Here is a 16,319-nt window from a genome sequence, read left to right as displayed (position 1 = left end):
AAATTAATAGTCGATTGGGTCGCGAATGATCGGGCAGGTCATGCAGTGGCCGCCGCCACGGCCCCGGCCGAGTTCACCGGCGCTGATGGTGATGACTTCCACGCCGGCCTTGCGCAGCAGGGTATTGGTGTAGGTATTGCGGTCGTAGCCGATCACTACGCCAGGCTCCACGGCCACCACGTTGTTGCCGTCATCCCACTGCTCGCGTTCGGCGGCGAAGCTGTTGCCGCCGGTTTCCACCACGCGCAGGGCCTTGAGGTTCAGGGCGGCGGCGACGGTGTCGAGGAAGTTGGTTTTTTCGCGTTGGATATCGATGCCGCCGGGCTTGGTCTCGTCCGGGCGCAGGGTGAAGGCGACGATCTGGTTCACCACTTCCGGGAAGATGGTGACCAGGTCGCGGTCGCAGAAGCTGAACACCGTGTCGAGGTGCATCGCCGCGCGGGATTTCGGCAGGCCGGCAACGATCACGCGCTCCACGGCTTTGTGCTTGAACAGGTTCAGCGCGAGTTGGCCGATGGCCTGGCGCGAGGAACGCTCGCCCATGCCGATCAACACCACGCCGTTCCCGATCGGCATCACGTCGCCGCCTTCCAGCGTGGCGTTGCCGTGTTCCTGGTCGGGGTCGCCGTACCACACCTGGAAGTCAGCGTTGGTGAACTCGGGGTGGAATTTGTAGATGGCGCTCGCCAGCAGGGTTTCCTGGCGTCGCGCCGGCCAGTACATCGGGTTCAGCGTCACACCGCCGTAGATCCAGCAGGTGGTGTCGCGGGTGAACTGGGTGTTCGGCAGTGGCGGCAGGATGAAGCTCGAATGCCCGAGGAAGTCGCGGAACATCTCGATGGTCTTGCCGCCGAAGCTGCTCGGCAGGTCATCGGCCGACACGCCACCGATCAGGAACTCGGCGACCTTGCGCGGCTCCAGGCTGCGCAGCCACGAGCCGACTTCATTGACCAGCCCCAGGCCGACCTGGTTGGCGGTGATCTTGCGCTCCAGGATCCAGTCCAGGGCTTCGGGGATGGCAACGATGTCGGTCAGCAGGTTGTGCATTTCCAGCACATCGATGTCGCGCTCGCGCATCTTGGTCACGAAGTCGAAATGGTCGCGCTTGGCCTGGGCCACCCACAGCACGTCATCGAACAGCAATTCATCGCAGTTGTTGGGGGTCAGCCGCTGGTGGGCCAAACCTGGGGAGCACACCATGACTTTGCGCAGTTTGCCGGCTTCGGAATGTACGCCGTACTTCACTTTTTCCGTGGTCATTACAGATCCTCCAGTGAACAATAATTACAGGGTCAGGAAACCGTCGTAGAGCCCATAGGCCGCCACCAGGGCGCCGATGACTACTGCGGCGAAAATCAGTTTCTCGACATTGGTGAAAATCGGTTTGCCCAGCTCGTGCTTGGCCTTGGCGAACAGGATTGCGCCGGGGGCGTAGAGCAGGGCGGACAGCAGCAGGTACTTGGTGCCGCCGGCATAGAGCAGCCAGACCGCGTAGATCAGCGCGATCGCACCGATAAACAGGTCTTTCTTGCGGTCGGCCAGGGCGTTTTCGTAGGTCTCACCGCGCACCGCCAGCAACAGCGCATAGGCCGCCGACCACAGGTAAGGCACCAGGATCATCGAGGTGGCGAGGTAGATCAGCGACAGGTAAGTGCTGGCCGAGAACAGGGTGATCACCAGGAAAATCTGCACCATGGCGTTGGTCAGCCACAGGGCGTTGACCGGCACGTGGTTGGCGTTTTCCTTACGCAGGAACTCCGGCATGGTGTGGTCCTTGGCCGCGGCGAACATGATCTCCGCACACAGCAGCACCCACGACAGCAACGCCCCCAGCAAGGAAATGATCAAGCCGACGCTGATCAGCACTGCGCCCCAATGCCCCACCACATGCTCCAGCACCGCTGCCATCGACGGGTTTTGCAGCTTGGCCAGTTCCGGCTGGGTCATGATCCCCAGGGACAGCACGTTCACCAGCATCAGGAACAGCAGCACAGTGATAAAGCCAATCACGGTGGCCTTGCCGACGTCGGAGCGTTTTTCGGCGCGGGACGAGAAGATGCTCGCGCCTTCGATGCCGATGAACACCCAGACGGTGACCAACATCATGTTGCGCACCTGGTTCATTACGCTGCCCAGGTCCGGGTTTTTCACGCCCCAGATGTCTGCGGTGAAGATGTCCAGCTTGAACGCGAAGAGCGCGATCAACACGAACAGCACCAGCGGCACCACCTTGGCAACAGTGGTCACCAGGTTGATGAACGCCGCTTCCTTGATCCCGCGCAGCACCAGGAAGTGCACGGCCCACAACAGCACCGACGCGCCGATCACCGCCGCCGGGGTGTTGCCTTCACCGAAGATGGGAAAGAAGTAACCGAGGGTGCTGAACAGCAGCACGAAGTAGCCGACGTTGCCCAGCCAGGCACTGATCCAGTAACCCCAGGCCGACGAGAAACCCATGTAGTCGCCAAACCCGGCCTTGGCGTAGGCATACACCCCGCCGTCGAGGTCAGGCTTGCGATTGGCCAGGGTCTGGAAGACGAAGGCGAGGGTCAACATGCCCACGGCGGTAATCACCCAACCAATCAGTACCGCGCCCACATCGGCGCTGGCCGCCATGTTTTGCGGCAGTGAGAAGATCCCGCCACCAATCATTGAACCCACGACAAGTGCAACCAGTGCGCCTAATCGAAGTTTTCCGGGAGATTCAGACATCGCATGACTCCAATGCAGGAGAAGAGAGACCACAGAATAAATCCGTGCGCTAATCAAACAGCTGACTCAGATCACTTCATTGGCACATTCCATTGTGAATTAATGACTTATGATGAAAGCTACGGGCGCTGAAGTGCCCCGCAGAGGCTCGTCGTAGAGCGTTTCTGCGTTTCAAACAACAGGATTTCTCATTAGCATGGACCTTTGAAGCTAGCCCGTATTTCCAGATATGCAAACTTTTCCATAGCAGCGTTATTTAAATTATAAATTTGCCTTAACGCTGTTTATTGTCATGCCTTTAAGTTATGAAGCTTGCGGCTTTATTAGCTATATCTAATAAACGCTACATCGGCTTAATAAATTAGTTGAGTACACAGTTGTTGGCTCGATTGTTGTTTTTTTCAGGAGTGTCCATGTCCCAACCCTCGGAAAAGCTGCGCCTCAATGCCTTGATCGCCTTGGTGGTGGGCTCGATGATCGGCGGCGGGATTTTCTCGTTGCCGCAGAACATGGCGGCGCGGGCCGAGGTGGGCGCGGTGTTGATTGGCTGGGCAATTACCGCCGTGGGCATGCTGACTCTGGCGTTCGTGTTTCAGACCCTGGCCAACCGCAAGCCCGAGCTGGATTCCGGCGTATACGCCTACGCCAAGGCCGGGTTTGGCGACTACATGGGTTTCTCGTCGGCCTGGGGTTACTGGATCAGCGCCTGGATGGGCAATGTCGGTTACTTCGTGTTGCTATTTAGTACCCTCGGCTACTTTTTTCCGGTGTTCGGCCAGGGCAATACCCCGGTGGCGATCGCCTGCGCGTCGGTGCTGCTGTGGGCCGTGCATTTTCTGGTGATGCGCGGGATCAAGGAGGCGGCGTTCATCAACCAGATCACCACTGTGGCCAAGATCGTGCCGTTGGTGATGTTTATCGTGATCGCCGCCGTGGCGTTCAAGGCCGATATCTTTACCCGCGACATCTGGGGCCTGAGCAACCCGAACTTCGGTGGCGTGGTGGACCAGGTGCGCAACATGATGCTGGTCACGGTGTTTGTGTTTATCGGCATCGAGGGCGCCAGCGTCTACTCGGCGCGAGCCGAGAAACGCTCGGACGTGGGCCGGGCCACGGTGATCGGTTTCCTGGGCGTGCTGGCGCTGCTGGTGTTGGTCAACCTGCTGTCGCTGGGGATCATGAGCCAGCCGGAATTGGCCAACCTGCAAAACCCGTCCCTGGCCGGGGTACTGGAACATATCGTCGGGCCCTGGGGCGCGTTGTTGATCAGCATCGGGCTGGCGGTTTCGCTGCTGGGGGCGCTGCTGTCGTGGGCGCTGCTCTGCGCCGAAATCCTCTACGCCACCGCCCATGACAAGACCATGCCCGCGTTCCTGAAGAAGGAAAACGTCAACCAGGTGCCCGTCAATGCGCTGTGGCTGACCAACGTGATGATCCAGCTGTTCCTGGTGATCACGCTGTTTTCGGAAAGCACCTACACCACCCTGATCTACCTGGCGTCGTCGATGATCCTCGTGCCCTACCTGTGGTCGGCGGCGTATGCCGTGTTGTTGAGCGGGCGCGGCGAAACCTATGAAGGCGCCCACGGCGAACGCATGAAGGACTTGCTGGTGAGCCTGATTGCCCTGGCTTACGCGGTGTGGCTGCTTTACGCCGGTGGTTTGAAATACCTGCTGTTGTCGGCGCTGCTGTATGCGCCGGGGGTGATCCTGTTTGCCCTGGCCAAGCGTGAGCAGGGCCAGCCCTTGTTTACCCACCTGGAAAAAGGCATTTTCGCCTGCGTGATCGCCGGGGCGAGCCTGGCGGCGTATGGGTTGTACAGCGGGGTGTTGTCGTTGTGAGGATTCAACTGGGGTATCAGGCGCCCTATGACTGGGCGGCGATGCTGGGTTTTCTGTCGGCCCGTGCGATCAGCGGGTTGGAGACAGTGGACGGCGGCGTGTACTCGCGCAGTATCAGTGTCGGCGGTCAGTATGGCTGGCTCAGTGTAACGCCCGGCACGGGGGAGTGGCTTGAGGTAACGGTGGGTTTTCCCGACCCGAACGCGTTGCCTGAGATTGAGCGGCGGTTGCGCGACATGTTTGACCTGGCGGCTGACCCGCAGCTGATCCAGCGGCAACTGGCGACGGATCCCTTGATGGCACGGTTGGTGGCGGCGCGGCCCGGCCTGCGGGTGCCGGGAACCTGGGACGGGTTGGAGTTGGCGATTCGGGCGGTACTGGGCCAGCAGATCACCGTAGTGGCGGCAATCAAATTGGCAGGCAAGTTGGTGGCGCAATACGGCACGCCGTTGGTGACACCCCATGCCGGCGTGACCCATGTGTTTCCCGACGCCGAGGTGTTGGCGGCGGCGGACCTGGCGAGCCTGGGCATGCCGAAAAGCCGCGGGCGGACCTTGTCGGGTGTGGCCCAGGCGTTGCTGGATGACCCCCATATCTTCCAGCCGAAAGCGAGCTTGAAGGAGAGCGTGGCGCGGCTGGTGGCATTGCCGGGGATTGGTGACTGGACGGCCCAGTACATCGCCATGCGCCAGATGCGCGAGCAGGATGCGTTTGCTTCGGGGGATATCGGGTTGATCAATGCGTTGGCCGCGCTGGAAGGCGGGCCGGTGAGCCCTCGCCAGTTGCTGGCACGGGCTGAAGCCTGGCGACCGCTTAGGGCGTACGCGGCGCAGCATTTGTGGACATCATTAAGCCGGGCAGATTGATTCTGCGTACCTGTGGCGAGGGAGCTTGCTCCCGCTGGGGCGCGAAGCGGCCCCATTGACCTAAAGGCAGGGGCCTGCTGCGCAGTCCAGCGGGAGCAAGCTCCCTCGCCACAGGATCTTCGGTCACCATTGAGGGCGATGTGAACCCAATTCAACTGCGGGCAAATCCCACTGCAACGGTGTGCCGCTGAGGGTCACCGGGGGCAGTAACCGATGGGCCGGGCCCCACGCGGTCTGCTCGACCACCAGGCCCTGATCACCCGGCTCTTCGGCTCGCAAGGGCGGTTGTTCCTGAGCGTGTCTGGCGTCCACCAACAGCTTTGCCGTGCGCGCCAATGACAGCAGCGCCGACCCGCCGCGCCCGGATTTCAAACGCTCACTCAATGCCTGGATCGCACTGGCGGCCATTAAGTACCCGGTGGCGTGGTCCAGCGCCTGCAACGGTAGCGGCACGGGTTTGTCGGCCTTTTTCCACTGCCGGCCAGCCTCGGCAATTCCGGTGCTCATCTGCACCAGGCTGTCGAAGCCCCGGCGATTGCGCCACGGGCCGCTCCAGCCATAGGCATTGAGGCTGGCATCGATCAGGCCGGGCGCCAGGGGTTGCAGCGCAGCCTCGCCGTAGCCCAGCTGCTCCAGGGCATCGGCGCGGTAGCCGTGCAGCAGGATGTCAGTGTCCTTGAGCAGGCGCTCGAAGAGGTTTCGGTCGTCGGGGTTTTTCAGGTCCAGGCGGGCGCAGCGTTTGCCCAGGGTCATTTCCGGCACCACGCCCGGTTCGTTCCAGTCCGGGGCGTCGATGCGCAGTACGTTGGCCCCAAGCCCGGCGAGAAATCGGCTGGCGGTGGGGCCGGCCAACACGCGGGTCAGGTCCAGCACCTTGATGCCCGCCAGTGGCCGCGCCACCGAGCCGAGCCAGGGTTTGTCGCTGAGGGTTGCAAAGGTCTGGCGATGAACCAGCGGTTCCTGATTGACCGCCAACCCTTGAGGATGAGCTTGCCAGTCTTGCCACGAACGCATCTGCGCGGCACAGCCGTTCGCCTCGACAATCGCTTGTTCCAGCTCGGCAGCGTTCCATTGCGCAACCTTCGCGGCCATTGCGTCACGGTCAGCGGCCTGCCCGAGTACGCGCTCGGCGGCGGCACGATGGTGCGGCGCATTGGTGTGCAGGCGAATCCAGCCATCGGCGCAGGCGTAGTCGCCGGCAATCGGGTCCCACAGCGGCGGTGTGGCCCAGCCGTCGGGACGCAGGGACGAGGAGAACCAGAATGAGGCGAGGCGTCGATCGACGGTCACTGAGGGCAAGCGCCCGGTTTGCTGCAACAGCAACTGGGCAACCGCCTGGCCGGCTGCGCCGATGCTGGCGCTGGCCAGTTCGGTGACGGCAAAGGTCGAGGGCAGGGCGCCGGCCTCGGTGAAGGCCAGCGCGGTGACGGGTAAGTCGAGTGCTTCCTGGATGGGAGTGAGCAGATCAGTCATCAAAGGCCCTCCTTATGAGAAGGGCCATCATAGAAGATCATCAGGGTTGAATGACAACCCCGGGTTCCAGCGGCAAATCCACGCTGGCGATAAAGCCGCCATCGGGATGATTGGCCAGGATCAGGCTACCGCCATGGCGCTCCGCCGCGCGCCGGGCAATGGCCAGGCCCAGGCCGTGGCCTTGGGCGGTTTGCCCCGGGGCCCGGTAAAACGGCTCGCCCAACTGGCTCAGGTGTTCGGCGTCTACGCCGGGGCCGTGATCGCGCACGCTGATCACAATGCGTTCGCCCTGGCGTTTGGCGTCCATTTCAATCGGTTGCCCGGGCGGGTTGAAGCGTTGGGCATTGCGCAGCAGGTTGTCCACCGCGCGTTCGATCATGGTCGGCCAGCCCTTGAGTTGCAGCCCGGCCTCGGCATCGAGCTGCACGGGCTGGTCCGGCGCACCCAGCAGCGCGTCTTTTTGCAGGGTCCTGAGCAACGGATTGAGGTCGATGTCTTCGGCGCTGGCGTTGTCGGCGTCCACTCGGGCGAGTACCAGGATTTCGCTGATCAGTGCTTCCAGGCGGTCGCATTCACGGGTCAGGCGGGGCCAGAGTTTCTCCCGTGCCTCGGGCGTGGCCCGTTCTGCCAGGGCCAGGGCGATTCGCAGGCGGGCCAGGGGCGAGCGCAGTTCGTGGGACACGTCCCGCAGCAATTGGCGCTGGCTGCCGATCAGGCTTTGCAGGCGGGCGCCCATGCGGTTGAAGTCGGTGGCGAGCACGCCGAATTCGTCGCGACGGTTGGCCAGTCGTGCCAGGCTGTTTTGCTGGTAGGTGGTCTGGCCCAGGTCGTGCACCGCGCCGCGCAGGCGGCTGAGGGGGCGAGTGATAGACAGCGTCACCAGCAGGCTGAACAGGGTCAGCACCACCAGTGCGATCGCCAGGGCACTCAACGGCCAGAGCAGGCTGCTGCGGTGCCAGGCGTCCAGCTCCGGGTGAGGGATGCGGTAGATCAACAGGTAGGTGTCGCCGGTTTTTTCGCTGGTGTATTCGGCGGTCAGGCGGCGCCAGGGCAGGTGGCGGTCCTGGCTGTCGTTTTGCCGGGCTTCGAGGGCGGCGGCCCGACGCGGGAACGTGCCGCGCACCACAGGCTCGCCGCTTTCGTTAAGCACTTGCACGTCGATGTGGTACTGGCGCTTGCGCTGCTGCAGCAAGTCCTGGGCGGCGTCCTCGCCCTGAGCCTCATAGAGCTGCGTCCATTCCTGCGCGAGGTTATTGAGCCCGGGGTGGCGGCTGAGAATCCACGCATCCTGGTTGAGCATATGCCCCAGCAGGATCGACAACCCGGCAACCAGGGCAATGGCCAGCCAGAAGCTGGCAAGGACGCGCCAGAACAATGAACGCACAAGAAATCCTCAAACAGGAAAAGCCCAGCGGCGGTGGCCACTGGGCTGTGGGAGTGAAGCTAGATCATTATTGCGCTTTTTGCGGCTGCTGGGCTTTCCAGGCCTGGAATTCCTTCCATTCGGCGCGGCGCTCGGCTTGTTTCTTCACGATCTCGTCGAATTTCTTCTGTTGATCGGGTTTCAGCACGGCACGGATATCGGCCTGGGTTTTCTGTTTGCCGGCGGCCATTTCGTCTTGCATGGCTTTCTGGTCAGCGGCCGGGAGTTTATCCAGGTACTTCTTGACCAGCTCTTTGCGAGCGTGCCATTGCTGGCCCATCAATTTGCCGATCTGCTGGCGTTGTTCATGGGTCAGATCAAGCTGGCTGAAAGGGCCACCTTTGCCCCGCATGCCGTGTTCACCGCCGTGGCCTGGGCCGCCCATCATGTGGCCTTCCGGGCCGCCCATCGGGCCAGGGCCTTCAGGTGCAGCGGCCATGGCAACGGTTGGCAGGGCGGCAGCGAACATCAGAGCGATAAGGGTCTTGCGCATGGTGATTCTCCTGTCTCTATTCCGGTGAGTCCGGATGTGAGTAGATTACGGAGATCAAGGTCAGCGGCAGTCAGGGGAGGGTAAAGCTTGGGTAAAGAGGATTTTGGGCGGGGCTGACAAAACTCACGCCATCCTTGTAGGAGTCCGGCTTGCCGGCGATGGCGCTATCGGATCTTGCGTCTCGCTTTCTGACGCCATCGCCGGCAAGCCGGGCTCCTACAAAAATAGGAGTTAAAGGCTGTAGTAATAGCCGCGGCTACGCAGCGCCACGATCCGTGGCCGGCCATCCGGGTGCGGGCCGATCTTCTTGCGCAGGTTGCTGACGTGCATGTCCAGGCTGCGGTCATACAGGGTCAGCTTGCGGCCCAGGGCGATTTGCGCCAGTTCCTGTTTGTCCAGTGGCTCCCCCGGCTGGCGCAGCAAGGCTTCCAGCAGGCGGCTTTCGGAGACGGTCAGGGCAAATTCCTGTTCATCGATAGTGACCACGCCACGCACCGGGCTGAAACACAGGTCGCCCAGCTCCAGCTGGGTGGACACGGCAGCCGGGTGGCTGCGACGCAGCACGGCGCGCAGCCGGGCAGTCAGTTCGCGAGGGTCGCAGGGCTTGGCCAGGTAGTCGTCGGCGCCCAGTTCCAGGCCGAGAATCCGGTCCAGCGGTTCGCCGCGGGCCGAGAGCATCAGCACCGGCAACTCCGGGTGGTCGCTGCGCAATTGCTTGAGCAGCTCAAGGCCGCTGCCATCGGGCAGCATCACGTCGAGCACCACCGCCGCCGGGGCGGCTTCGGCCAATGCCTTGCGGGCGCTCAAGCCGTCATGGCAGGCGCGCACCTGGAAACCTTCCTGGCTCAGCCAACTGGTCAGCAGCTCACAGAGCTCCTGGTCATCATCTATCAGTAACAGCTCGCTCATGACTCACTCAATTTAGCCATTGTCGACGGCGCCGGTGCCCGCCACTGGCGAAGATCCCGCACAACAGGGCGATCAGCGCGACTGCTCCACCGGTCACGAACCATTGCTGTTGTTCGGTAAGCCAGCGTGGCAAGGCACTGCCCTGTGCTTCTTTGAGTTGCTGGGCCAGGCGTTGGTTCTCCTGGCGCAGTTTACTCAGTTGGGTACTTTCCCGGGTGGCGTCAGCACTTTGCAATTGCTTGCTCAGTTCTTCCCGCTGCCGTTCGCTTTCTTTCAAACGTTGCTGCAAATCGGTGATCTGGCTGCCGGCACTCAAGGACAGGGGCGTAGAACTGCCGGTGTTCGAGGTTTCTTCAGCGTGGGCCGTAGCCCCGATCATTAACACTGCCAACAGACACAACTGACGTAAGCGCATCGGAACTCCTGATTCCACACGAATATTCAGAACGTTGTCGGCAGGTTACCGGGAATAATGAGCGTTTAGGAGTGCGCCGAAGCCAATTGGTTCAGCGCACAACGAATCAAGGCAGGACTTGTTTGAACGGTTTGACCAGCACTTGGGCGTACACGCCGGCCGCCACATACGGATCAGCGTCGGCCCAGGCTTGTGCCGCCGCCAGGGAGGCGAACTCGACAACCACCAGGCTGCCGGTAAAACCGGCGTCTCCCGGGTCATTGCTGTCGACCGCCGGGTGCGGGCCGGCCAATACGAGGCGGCCTTCGGCTTGCAGCTGTTTCAGGCGCTCCAGGTGCGCCGGGCGCACGCTCAGGCGTTTTTCCAGGGAGTTGGCGACGTCGGTGGAAATGATTGCGTAGAGCATGTCAGTCCTCGGTTTTCGGCGTGGTAGGGTCGGTGTCATGCAGGTGGCGCGACAGGTAGATACCCTGGCCGACCAGGAACAGCACGGTCATGCCCAGGCTGCCGAAGACCTTGAAGTCCACCCAGTAGCTCTGGAAGGTAAAGGCGACGAACAGGTTGGCGGCGCCGCAGAACAGGAAAAACACGATCCAGGCGATGTTCAGGCGAACCCAGACCGGGTCCGGCAAGCTCAGCGCGTGGCCCATGATCCGCTTGATCAGCAGGCGGTCACCGATGAAGTGGCTGCCGATAAAGGCCAGGGCGAACAGCCAGTTGACCACCGGGGCTTTCCATTTAAGGAAAGTTTCGCTGTGGAAGGCCAGGGTCAGGCTGCCGAAGACGAGGCAGGCGACCAGGGTCAGCCATTGGCTTTTTTCCAGCTTGCGCTGGGAGATGAAGAGCGCGCCGTAGACCACCACGGAGCTGATGATCAGCACGGCGGTGGCACTGTAGATGCCACCGACTGTCAGCTCGTGGCCGGCAATATCGATTGAGCGAGGGTCGATTTTGTAAACGATGAAAAACAGCAACAGCGGGATGAAGTCGATGAATTGTTTCACAGTAAGAGCCAGAAGCTGGATGTGGCGGCATAATAACAAACATCCTTGGTAGCGAAAGCGCCAGCTGACTTGAGGTTACACACTCCCGTGAATGTTGATTTGCACTGCCATAGCACAGCCTCCGACGGCGCCCTGGCGCCCGCGGTCCTGGTTGCGCGTGCGTTTGAAAAAGGCGTGCGAGTCCTGTCGTTGACCGACCACGACACCCTCGAAGGCCTGGCAGAGGCCCGCGAGACCGCGAATGCGCTGGGTATGCAACTGGTCAACGGGGTTGAATTGTCCTGCACCTGGGGTGGCGCAACCATTCACGTCCTGGGCTACGGTTTCGACGTCAACGCGCCGCCGCTGGTTGCGGCCATCGCCCAATTGCACGATGGCCGCTGGCTGCGGTCCGAAGAAATAAGCCGCAAGCTGGCCTTGAAGGGCATGCCCAACGGCCTGGAGGGCGCCCGCGCCATCCAGCAGGAACTGGGCGACAGCGGCAACGCTCCGGCCCGTCCGCATTTTGCCGACTGGATGGTGCGTGAAGGTTTTGTAAAGGATCGCGCCGAAGCGTTCCGCAAATGGCTGGGCGCCGGCAAGCTGGGAGACGTCAAGCAACACTGGCCGACCCTGGAAGACACCGTTGGCACACTGCGGGCAGCAGGCGCGTGGGTCAGCCTGGCGCATCCCTGGCATTACGATTTCACCCGCAGCAAGCGCCGCAAGCTGATTGGCGACTATATTCAAGCGGGCGGCCACGCAATCGAAGTGGTCAACGGGCATCAACCCGCCGAACAGGTCGGCAGCCTGGCGATTCTTGCCCGCGAATTTGGTCTGCTGGTCAGCGCCGGCAGTGATTTTCATGGCCCTGGCGGCTGGTCCGAGATTGGCGAGTACCGTGCCGTCCCGGAAGATTTGCCGCCCCTTTGGTGTCGCTTCAAACATGACCCCATTATTGCCACCGTCTGAACAGGTAGAACACGTGAGTCAATTCTTCCAGATTCATCCGGAAAACCCGCAGGCGCGCCTGATCAAACAGGCCGTGGAGATCATCCGTGCCGGTGGCGTGGTGATCTACCCCACAGATTCCTCCTACGCGATTGGTTGCCAGATCGGCGACAAGAATGCGGTCGAGCGCGTAAGACGCCTGCGTGACCTGGACAAGAACCACAACTTCGCGCTGATTTGCAGCGACCTGTCCCAACTGGGGCTGTTCGCCAAGGTCGACACCGGCACCTTCCGCCTGCTCAAGGCCCACACGCCGGGGCCCTACACCTTTATTCTGAACGCCACCCGGGAAGTGCCGCGCCTGCTGCTGCACCCGAAGAAGCGCACCATCGGTTTGCGGGTGCCGGAACACCCGATCGCCCTGGCATTGCTGGCCGAACTCGGTGAGCCGCTGATGAGCGTGTCGCTGATCCTGCCGGGCGAAGAGGAGCCGTTGTACGACCCTTACGAAATGCGCCGGCTGCTGGAAAAACACGTCGACCTGATCATCGACGGCGGCTACGGCGGCAACAAGGCTTCCACCGTGATCAACCTGGCCGACGGCGAGCCGGAAGTGGTGCGCGTGGGTTGCGGCGACCCGGCACCGTTCATGGTCGAGGCCTGAATGTCGGCCGTGGAAACCGTCGACAGCCAGGCGGGCGCCCAGCAGGAACTGCCATTTGCCATGGTCTACGGCCAGGCGGTCATGGAAATGCCGCTGGACCTGTACATTCCGCCGGACGCCCTGGAAGTCTTCCTTGAAGCCTTCGAAGGCCCGCTGGACTTGCTGCTGTACCTGATCCGCAAGCAGAACATCAACATCCTCGACATCCCGGTGGCGGAAATCACCCGCCAGTACATGGGCTATGTCGAGTTGATGCAGACGGTACGCCTGGAACTGGCCGCCGAATACCTGGTGATGGCCGCGATGCTCGCGGAGATCAAGTCACGCATGCTGCTGCCGCGCTCGGAAACCATCGAGGCGGAAGAGGACGACCCGCGCGCCGAACTGATCCGTCGCCTGCAGGAATACGAACGCTTCAAGGCCGCCGCCGAAGGCATTGACGGTTTGAGCCGGGTGGGCCGCGATGTGGTAGTGCCCAAGCTTGATGCCCCGGAAGCCCGGGCGCGCAAGCTGTTGCCGGACGTGAGCCTGGAAGAATTGCTGATGTCCATGGCCGAAGTCCTGCGCCGTGGCGACATGTTTGAAAGCCACCAGGTCAGCCGCGAGGCGCTGTCCACCCGTGAGCGCATGAGTGATGTGCTGGACCGCCTCAAGGGCGGCGGGTTTGTACCGTTCGTAGAGCTGTTTACCAAAGAAGAAGGGCGCCTGGGGGTCGTGGTGACTTTTATGGCGATCCTCGAACTGGTCAAGGAATCCTTGGTCGAGCTGGTCCAGAATGAGCCTTTTGCGGCTATCCACGTGCGGGCGCGAGCCGAATAAAGAGCTGAATCGATGAATTTGACTGAACCCCGCGAACTGGCGCCGCTGCTGGAAGCCTTTCTCCTGGCCTCGGGCAAGCCGCAATCTTTGGAACGCCTGTTCGAGCTGTTTGAAGAAGCCGAGCGCCCTGAGCCGCCGGTGTTCAAGAAGGCCCTGGAGATTCTGCGCAAGTCCTGCGATGGCCGTGCGTTTGAGCTGCGGGAAGTGGCCTCGGGTTATCGCCTGCAAATCCGCGAGAAGTTCTCGCCGTGGGTCGGCCGCCTGTGGGAAGAGCGCCCGCAGCGCTATTCCCGGGCGATGCTGGAGACCATGGCGCTTATCGCCTACCGCCAGCCGATCACCCGGGGCGAGATCGAAGACGTGCGGGGTGTGGCGGTCAACAGCCATATCGTCAAGACGTTGCTGGAGCGGGAGTGGATCAGGATCGTCGGCTATCGGGACGTGCCCGGCAAGCCGGCGATGTTTGCCACCACCAAGGTGTTCCTCGACCACTTCAACCTGAAAAACCTCGACGATTTGCCGCCTTTGGCCGAACTGCGGGAGATGGAACCGGACCCGGTTCTGGACTTCGACGACGCGCCCGTGCCCGCCGGATTGCAGGAGCTGGCCGACGCCAGCGCCGAGCCGGAAGAGCCGAAGGACGAAACCAGTTTCCATACGCTGTTGCTGGAACTGGACGACATGGAGCAGGGCATCAAGACCGACTTCGACGATCTGCTGCGTGATGGTGCGGCCAGCGAAGGGGAGCCGGAGCCCGCGCTGCAACTGAACGTTGAGGTTGAGGCGCCAGTCGAAGTTGAACCGGAGCCGGAACCGGAACCCGAAGAAGACATTCTCGGCGTCGCGGAGGCCCGTGCAAAACTGCTGGCCGCCGTCGCCGCTCTCGAACAGCCCGAACTGAGCGACGAAGAAGCCGAAGCCCAGGCACTGGCCGAAGCCATCGAAAACGAGCGCCGCCAATTCGAAGACTGACGCAGAACAAAATGTGGGAGCGGGCTTGCTCGCGAATGCGGTGGGTCAGCCATGCATCCGGCGACTGACACACTGAATTCGCGAGCAAGCCCGCTCCCACATTTGGATTGTCGCCAGCAAGGAGAACTCAAATGAGCTCCACCAAAGACCCCTGCATCAGCATCTGCAAATTCACTGACGACATCTGCGTGGGCTGTGGCCGCAGCAAGCGCGAGATTCGCGCCTGGAAGAAACTCGACAAGGTCGACAAGCGCACGGTGCTCGCCGAAGCCGAGTTGCGCCTGCTGGCGCTGGGGGCCACCGGTCGGCGGAAAGGCAAATGAACCTGCACTTATCGACTAGTCTCTGATGCGCAACGCGCGCCATGAGCGTATGATTCGCGACCCTTTGGCGATGCGTTTGCCAACAGCCCAGCTTTTACTATCTTCAGGCCAAGCCTGAATCGACACACCGGGAGGTGCTTAAGATGAGTGACCAAGACCAGAACGACAGCCAGGAAATCGGCCCCGCAGGTGAAAAACTGCAGAAAGTCCTCGCCCGTATCGGCGTAGGCTCGCGCCGCGACGTAGAAGCCTGGATCACCCAGAAGCGCATCAAGGTCAACGGCGTTGAAGCCACCCTTGGCCAGCGCGTCGACCTGCACGATGCCATCACCATTGATGGCAAGGTCATCAAGCGTGAAGAGGCCGCCGAATCGGTGCGCCGCGTCATCATGTACAACAAGCCCGATGGCGAAATCTGCACTCGTGACGACCCGGAAGGCCGTCCCACCGTATTCGACAAGATGCCGCGCCCTAAAGAAGGCCGCTGGATCAACATCGGTCGTCTCGACATCAACACCACCGGCTTGCTGATGTTCACCACCGACGGTGAGCTGGCCAACCGGCTGATGCACCCTTCCTACGAGATGGACCGTGAATACGCGGTACGTGTACGTGGTGAAGTCGATGACGAAATGATCGAGCGCCTCAAAGCCGGCGTTGTGCTGGAAGACGGCCCGGCCAAGTTCACCGACATCAAGCAGGCTCCGGGCGGCGAAGGCTTCAACCATTGGTACCACTGCGTGGTGATGGAAGGCCGTAACCGTGAAGTCCGTCGCCTGTGGGAATCCCAGGGCCTGGTGGTCAGCCGCCTGAAGCGCGTGCGTTTCGGTCCGGTGTTCCTCAACTCCGACCTGCCGATGGGCCGCTGGCGCGAAATGAGCCAGTACGAAGTCGACATCCTGAGTGCTGAAGTCGGCCTGACGCCGGTAGCCATGCCGCAGATGAACGCCAAGAGCAAAGACAAGCTTGAGCGTATGCAGCGTAAATCGTCGCGCCCTGTTGCGCGTACCGACCGTGTTGCCCGCACCTTGCGCCCTGCGCTGGATGCACCGGCCACTGGCGGTCGCATCTCCCGCGAGCCGCACATCGAAGGCGAGCGTCGTCCTTCGGCACCGGCTCGTCAGGATGGCGAGCGTGCTCCGCGCGCGCCGCGCCCGGCTGGTCGTGGTGGTGATGCACCGGCAGGCGGTCGCGGTAACCGTGGCGAGTCTGGCCGTGGTGCTCCGGCTACCGGCCGTTCCGACGACAGTGCCAGCACCAAACGCCCGGCCAAGCCAGCGCCGAAAAAGCGCCCGGGCTTGAAACTGGTCGATGACGCGCCATCGGGCAAGCGTCGTGGTGCACCGGCCGGTTCCGGCCAGCGTCCAGGTTTTGGTCGCAAGAAGCCGCAGTGAGTCGTTAAGCACTGCACAAAAAAACGCCAACCCTCGGGTTGGCGTTTTTTTTGGTCTGGATTTGGCGTGCACTCTACACAG

Annotated in this window: 17 protein-coding genes; 8 read left to right on the top strand and 9 right to left on the bottom strand. The window is 61.9% G+C overall.

What is annotated here, in order from left to right:
- Positions 1-3 precede the first annotated feature (3 nt).
- Together arcA and arcD (JFV30_RS21950) are read right to left on the bottom strand one after the other, a co-directional pair.
- On the bottom strand, positions 4-1,260 hold the full coding sequence (arcA, locus tag JFV30_RS21955; protein ID WP_010169900.1) for an arginine deiminase: 1,257 nt from the start codon (positions 1,258-1,260) through the stop codon (positions 4-6).
- 24 nt (positions 1,261-1,284) lie between these two features.
- Positions 1,285-2,712, bottom strand: coding sequence for an arginine-ornithine antiporter (gene arcD, locus JFV30_RS21950; RefSeq protein ID WP_010169899.1), 1,428 nt, complete (start codon positions 2,710-2,712; stop codon positions 1,285-1,287).
- 413 nt (positions 2,713-3,125) lie between these two features.
- Between arcD (JFV30_RS21950) and arcD (JFV30_RS21945) the strand changes: the two genes are divergently transcribed.
- Positions 3,126-4,553 (top strand): arginine-ornithine antiporter, encoded by a 1,428-nt coding sequence (gene arcD, locus JFV30_RS21945; RefSeq protein ID WP_010169898.1) that lies wholly within the window; start codon positions 3,126-3,128, stop codon positions 4,551-4,553.
- Positions 4,554-4,555: 2 nt separating this feature from the next.
- Positions 4,556-5,419, top strand: coding sequence for a DNA-3-methyladenine glycosylase family protein (locus tag JFV30_RS21940; protein WP_169389238.1), 864 nt, complete (start codon positions 4,556-4,558; stop codon positions 5,417-5,419).
- 123 nt (positions 5,420-5,542) lie between these two features.
- Here the strand turns inward: JFV30_RS21940 and JFV30_RS21935 are convergent, their stop codons facing one another.
- The 7 genes from JFV30_RS21935 to JFV30_RS21905 all read right to left on the bottom strand — a co-directional run bounded on the left by JFV30_RS21935 (position 5,543) and on the right by JFV30_RS21905 (position 11,136).
- A complete protein-coding gene (locus JFV30_RS21935; RefSeq protein WP_201125176.1) occupies positions 5,543-6,892 on the bottom strand; it encodes a CoA transferase in 1,350 nt (449 codons plus the stop codon).
- 40 nt (positions 6,893-6,932) lie between these two features.
- Complete coding sequence (locus JFV30_RS21930) at positions 6,933-8,276, bottom strand: sensor histidine kinase (protein WP_201125175.1); 1,344 nt, start codon at positions 8,274-8,276, stop codon at positions 6,933-6,935.
- A 67-nt stretch (positions 8,277-8,343) separates the two neighbouring features.
- Positions 8,344-8,808, bottom strand: a complete 465-nt coding sequence (locus JFV30_RS21925) for a hypothetical protein (RefSeq protein ID WP_010169894.1) — start codon at positions 8,806-8,808, stop codon at positions 8,344-8,346.
- Between the two features lie 231 nt (positions 8,809-9,039).
- Positions 9,040-9,717: a response regulator transcription factor gene (locus JFV30_RS21920; RefSeq protein ID WP_003220065.1), complete on the bottom strand. Its 678-nt coding sequence runs from the start codon at positions 9,715-9,717 to the stop codon at positions 9,040-9,042.
- A gap of 7 nt (positions 9,718-9,724) precedes the next feature.
- On the bottom strand, positions 9,725-10,132 hold the full coding sequence (locus JFV30_RS21915; RefSeq protein WP_010169893.1) for a translation initiation factor 2: 408 nt from the start codon (positions 10,130-10,132) through the stop codon (positions 9,725-9,727).
- A gap of 106 nt (positions 10,133-10,238) precedes the next feature.
- Entirely contained in the window at positions 10,239-10,538 is a 300-nt protein-coding gene (locus JFV30_RS21910) for a YciI family protein (RefSeq protein WP_010169892.1), read from the bottom strand.
- 1 nt (position 10,539) lies between these two features.
- On the bottom strand, positions 10,540-11,136 hold the full coding sequence (locus JFV30_RS21905; RefSeq protein ID WP_201125174.1) for a septation protein A: 597 nt from the start codon (positions 11,134-11,136) through the stop codon (positions 10,540-10,542).
- Positions 11,137-11,223: 87 nt separating this feature from the next.
- Here JFV30_RS21905 and JFV30_RS21900 point away from each other — a divergent pair, with 87 nt between their 5' ends.
- From JFV30_RS21900 to rluB, 6 genes are all read left to right on the top strand, one after another.
- Complete coding sequence (locus tag JFV30_RS21900; RefSeq protein ID WP_010169890.1) at positions 11,224-12,087, top strand: PHP domain-containing protein; 864 nt, start codon at positions 11,224-11,226, stop codon at positions 12,085-12,087.
- A gap of 13 nt (positions 12,088-12,100) precedes the next feature.
- Positions 12,101-12,730 carry an L-threonylcarbamoyladenylate synthase gene (locus tag JFV30_RS21895; protein ID WP_003220075.1) on the top strand — a complete coding sequence of 210 codons (630 nt, stop codon included), beginning with the start codon at positions 12,101-12,103 and terminating at the stop codon, positions 12,728-12,730.
- A gap of 120 nt (positions 12,731-12,850) precedes the next feature.
- Complete coding sequence (locus JFV30_RS21890; protein ID WP_173406103.1) at positions 12,851-13,549, top strand: segregation and condensation protein A; 699 nt, start codon at positions 12,851-12,853, stop codon at positions 13,547-13,549.
- Positions 13,550-13,561: 12 nt separating this feature from the next.
- Positions 13,562-14,521, top strand: coding sequence for an SMC-Scp complex subunit ScpB (scpB, locus tag JFV30_RS21885; RefSeq protein WP_201125173.1), 960 nt, complete (start codon positions 13,562-13,564; stop codon positions 14,519-14,521).
- A gap of 131 nt (positions 14,522-14,652) precedes the next feature.
- Positions 14,653-14,844 carry a DUF1289 domain-containing protein gene (locus JFV30_RS21880; protein ID WP_003220079.1) on the top strand — a complete coding sequence of 64 codons (192 nt, stop codon included), beginning with the start codon at positions 14,653-14,655 and terminating at the stop codon, positions 14,842-14,844.
- A gap of 143 nt (positions 14,845-14,987) precedes the next feature.
- On the top strand, positions 14,988-16,238 hold the full coding sequence (gene rluB, locus JFV30_RS21875) for a 23S rRNA pseudouridine(2605) synthase RluB (protein WP_010169888.1): 1,251 nt from the start codon (positions 14,988-14,990) through the stop codon (positions 16,236-16,238).
- Positions 16,239-16,319 lie beyond the last annotated feature (81 nt).

Source organism: Pseudomonas sp. TH32 (assembly GCF_016650855.1).
In the GTDB taxonomy this organism is placed as follows: Bacteria; Pseudomonadota; Gammaproteobacteria; order Pseudomonadales; family Pseudomonadaceae; genus Aquipseudomonas.
This window is presented reverse-complemented; position numbering and strand designations above follow the sequence as displayed.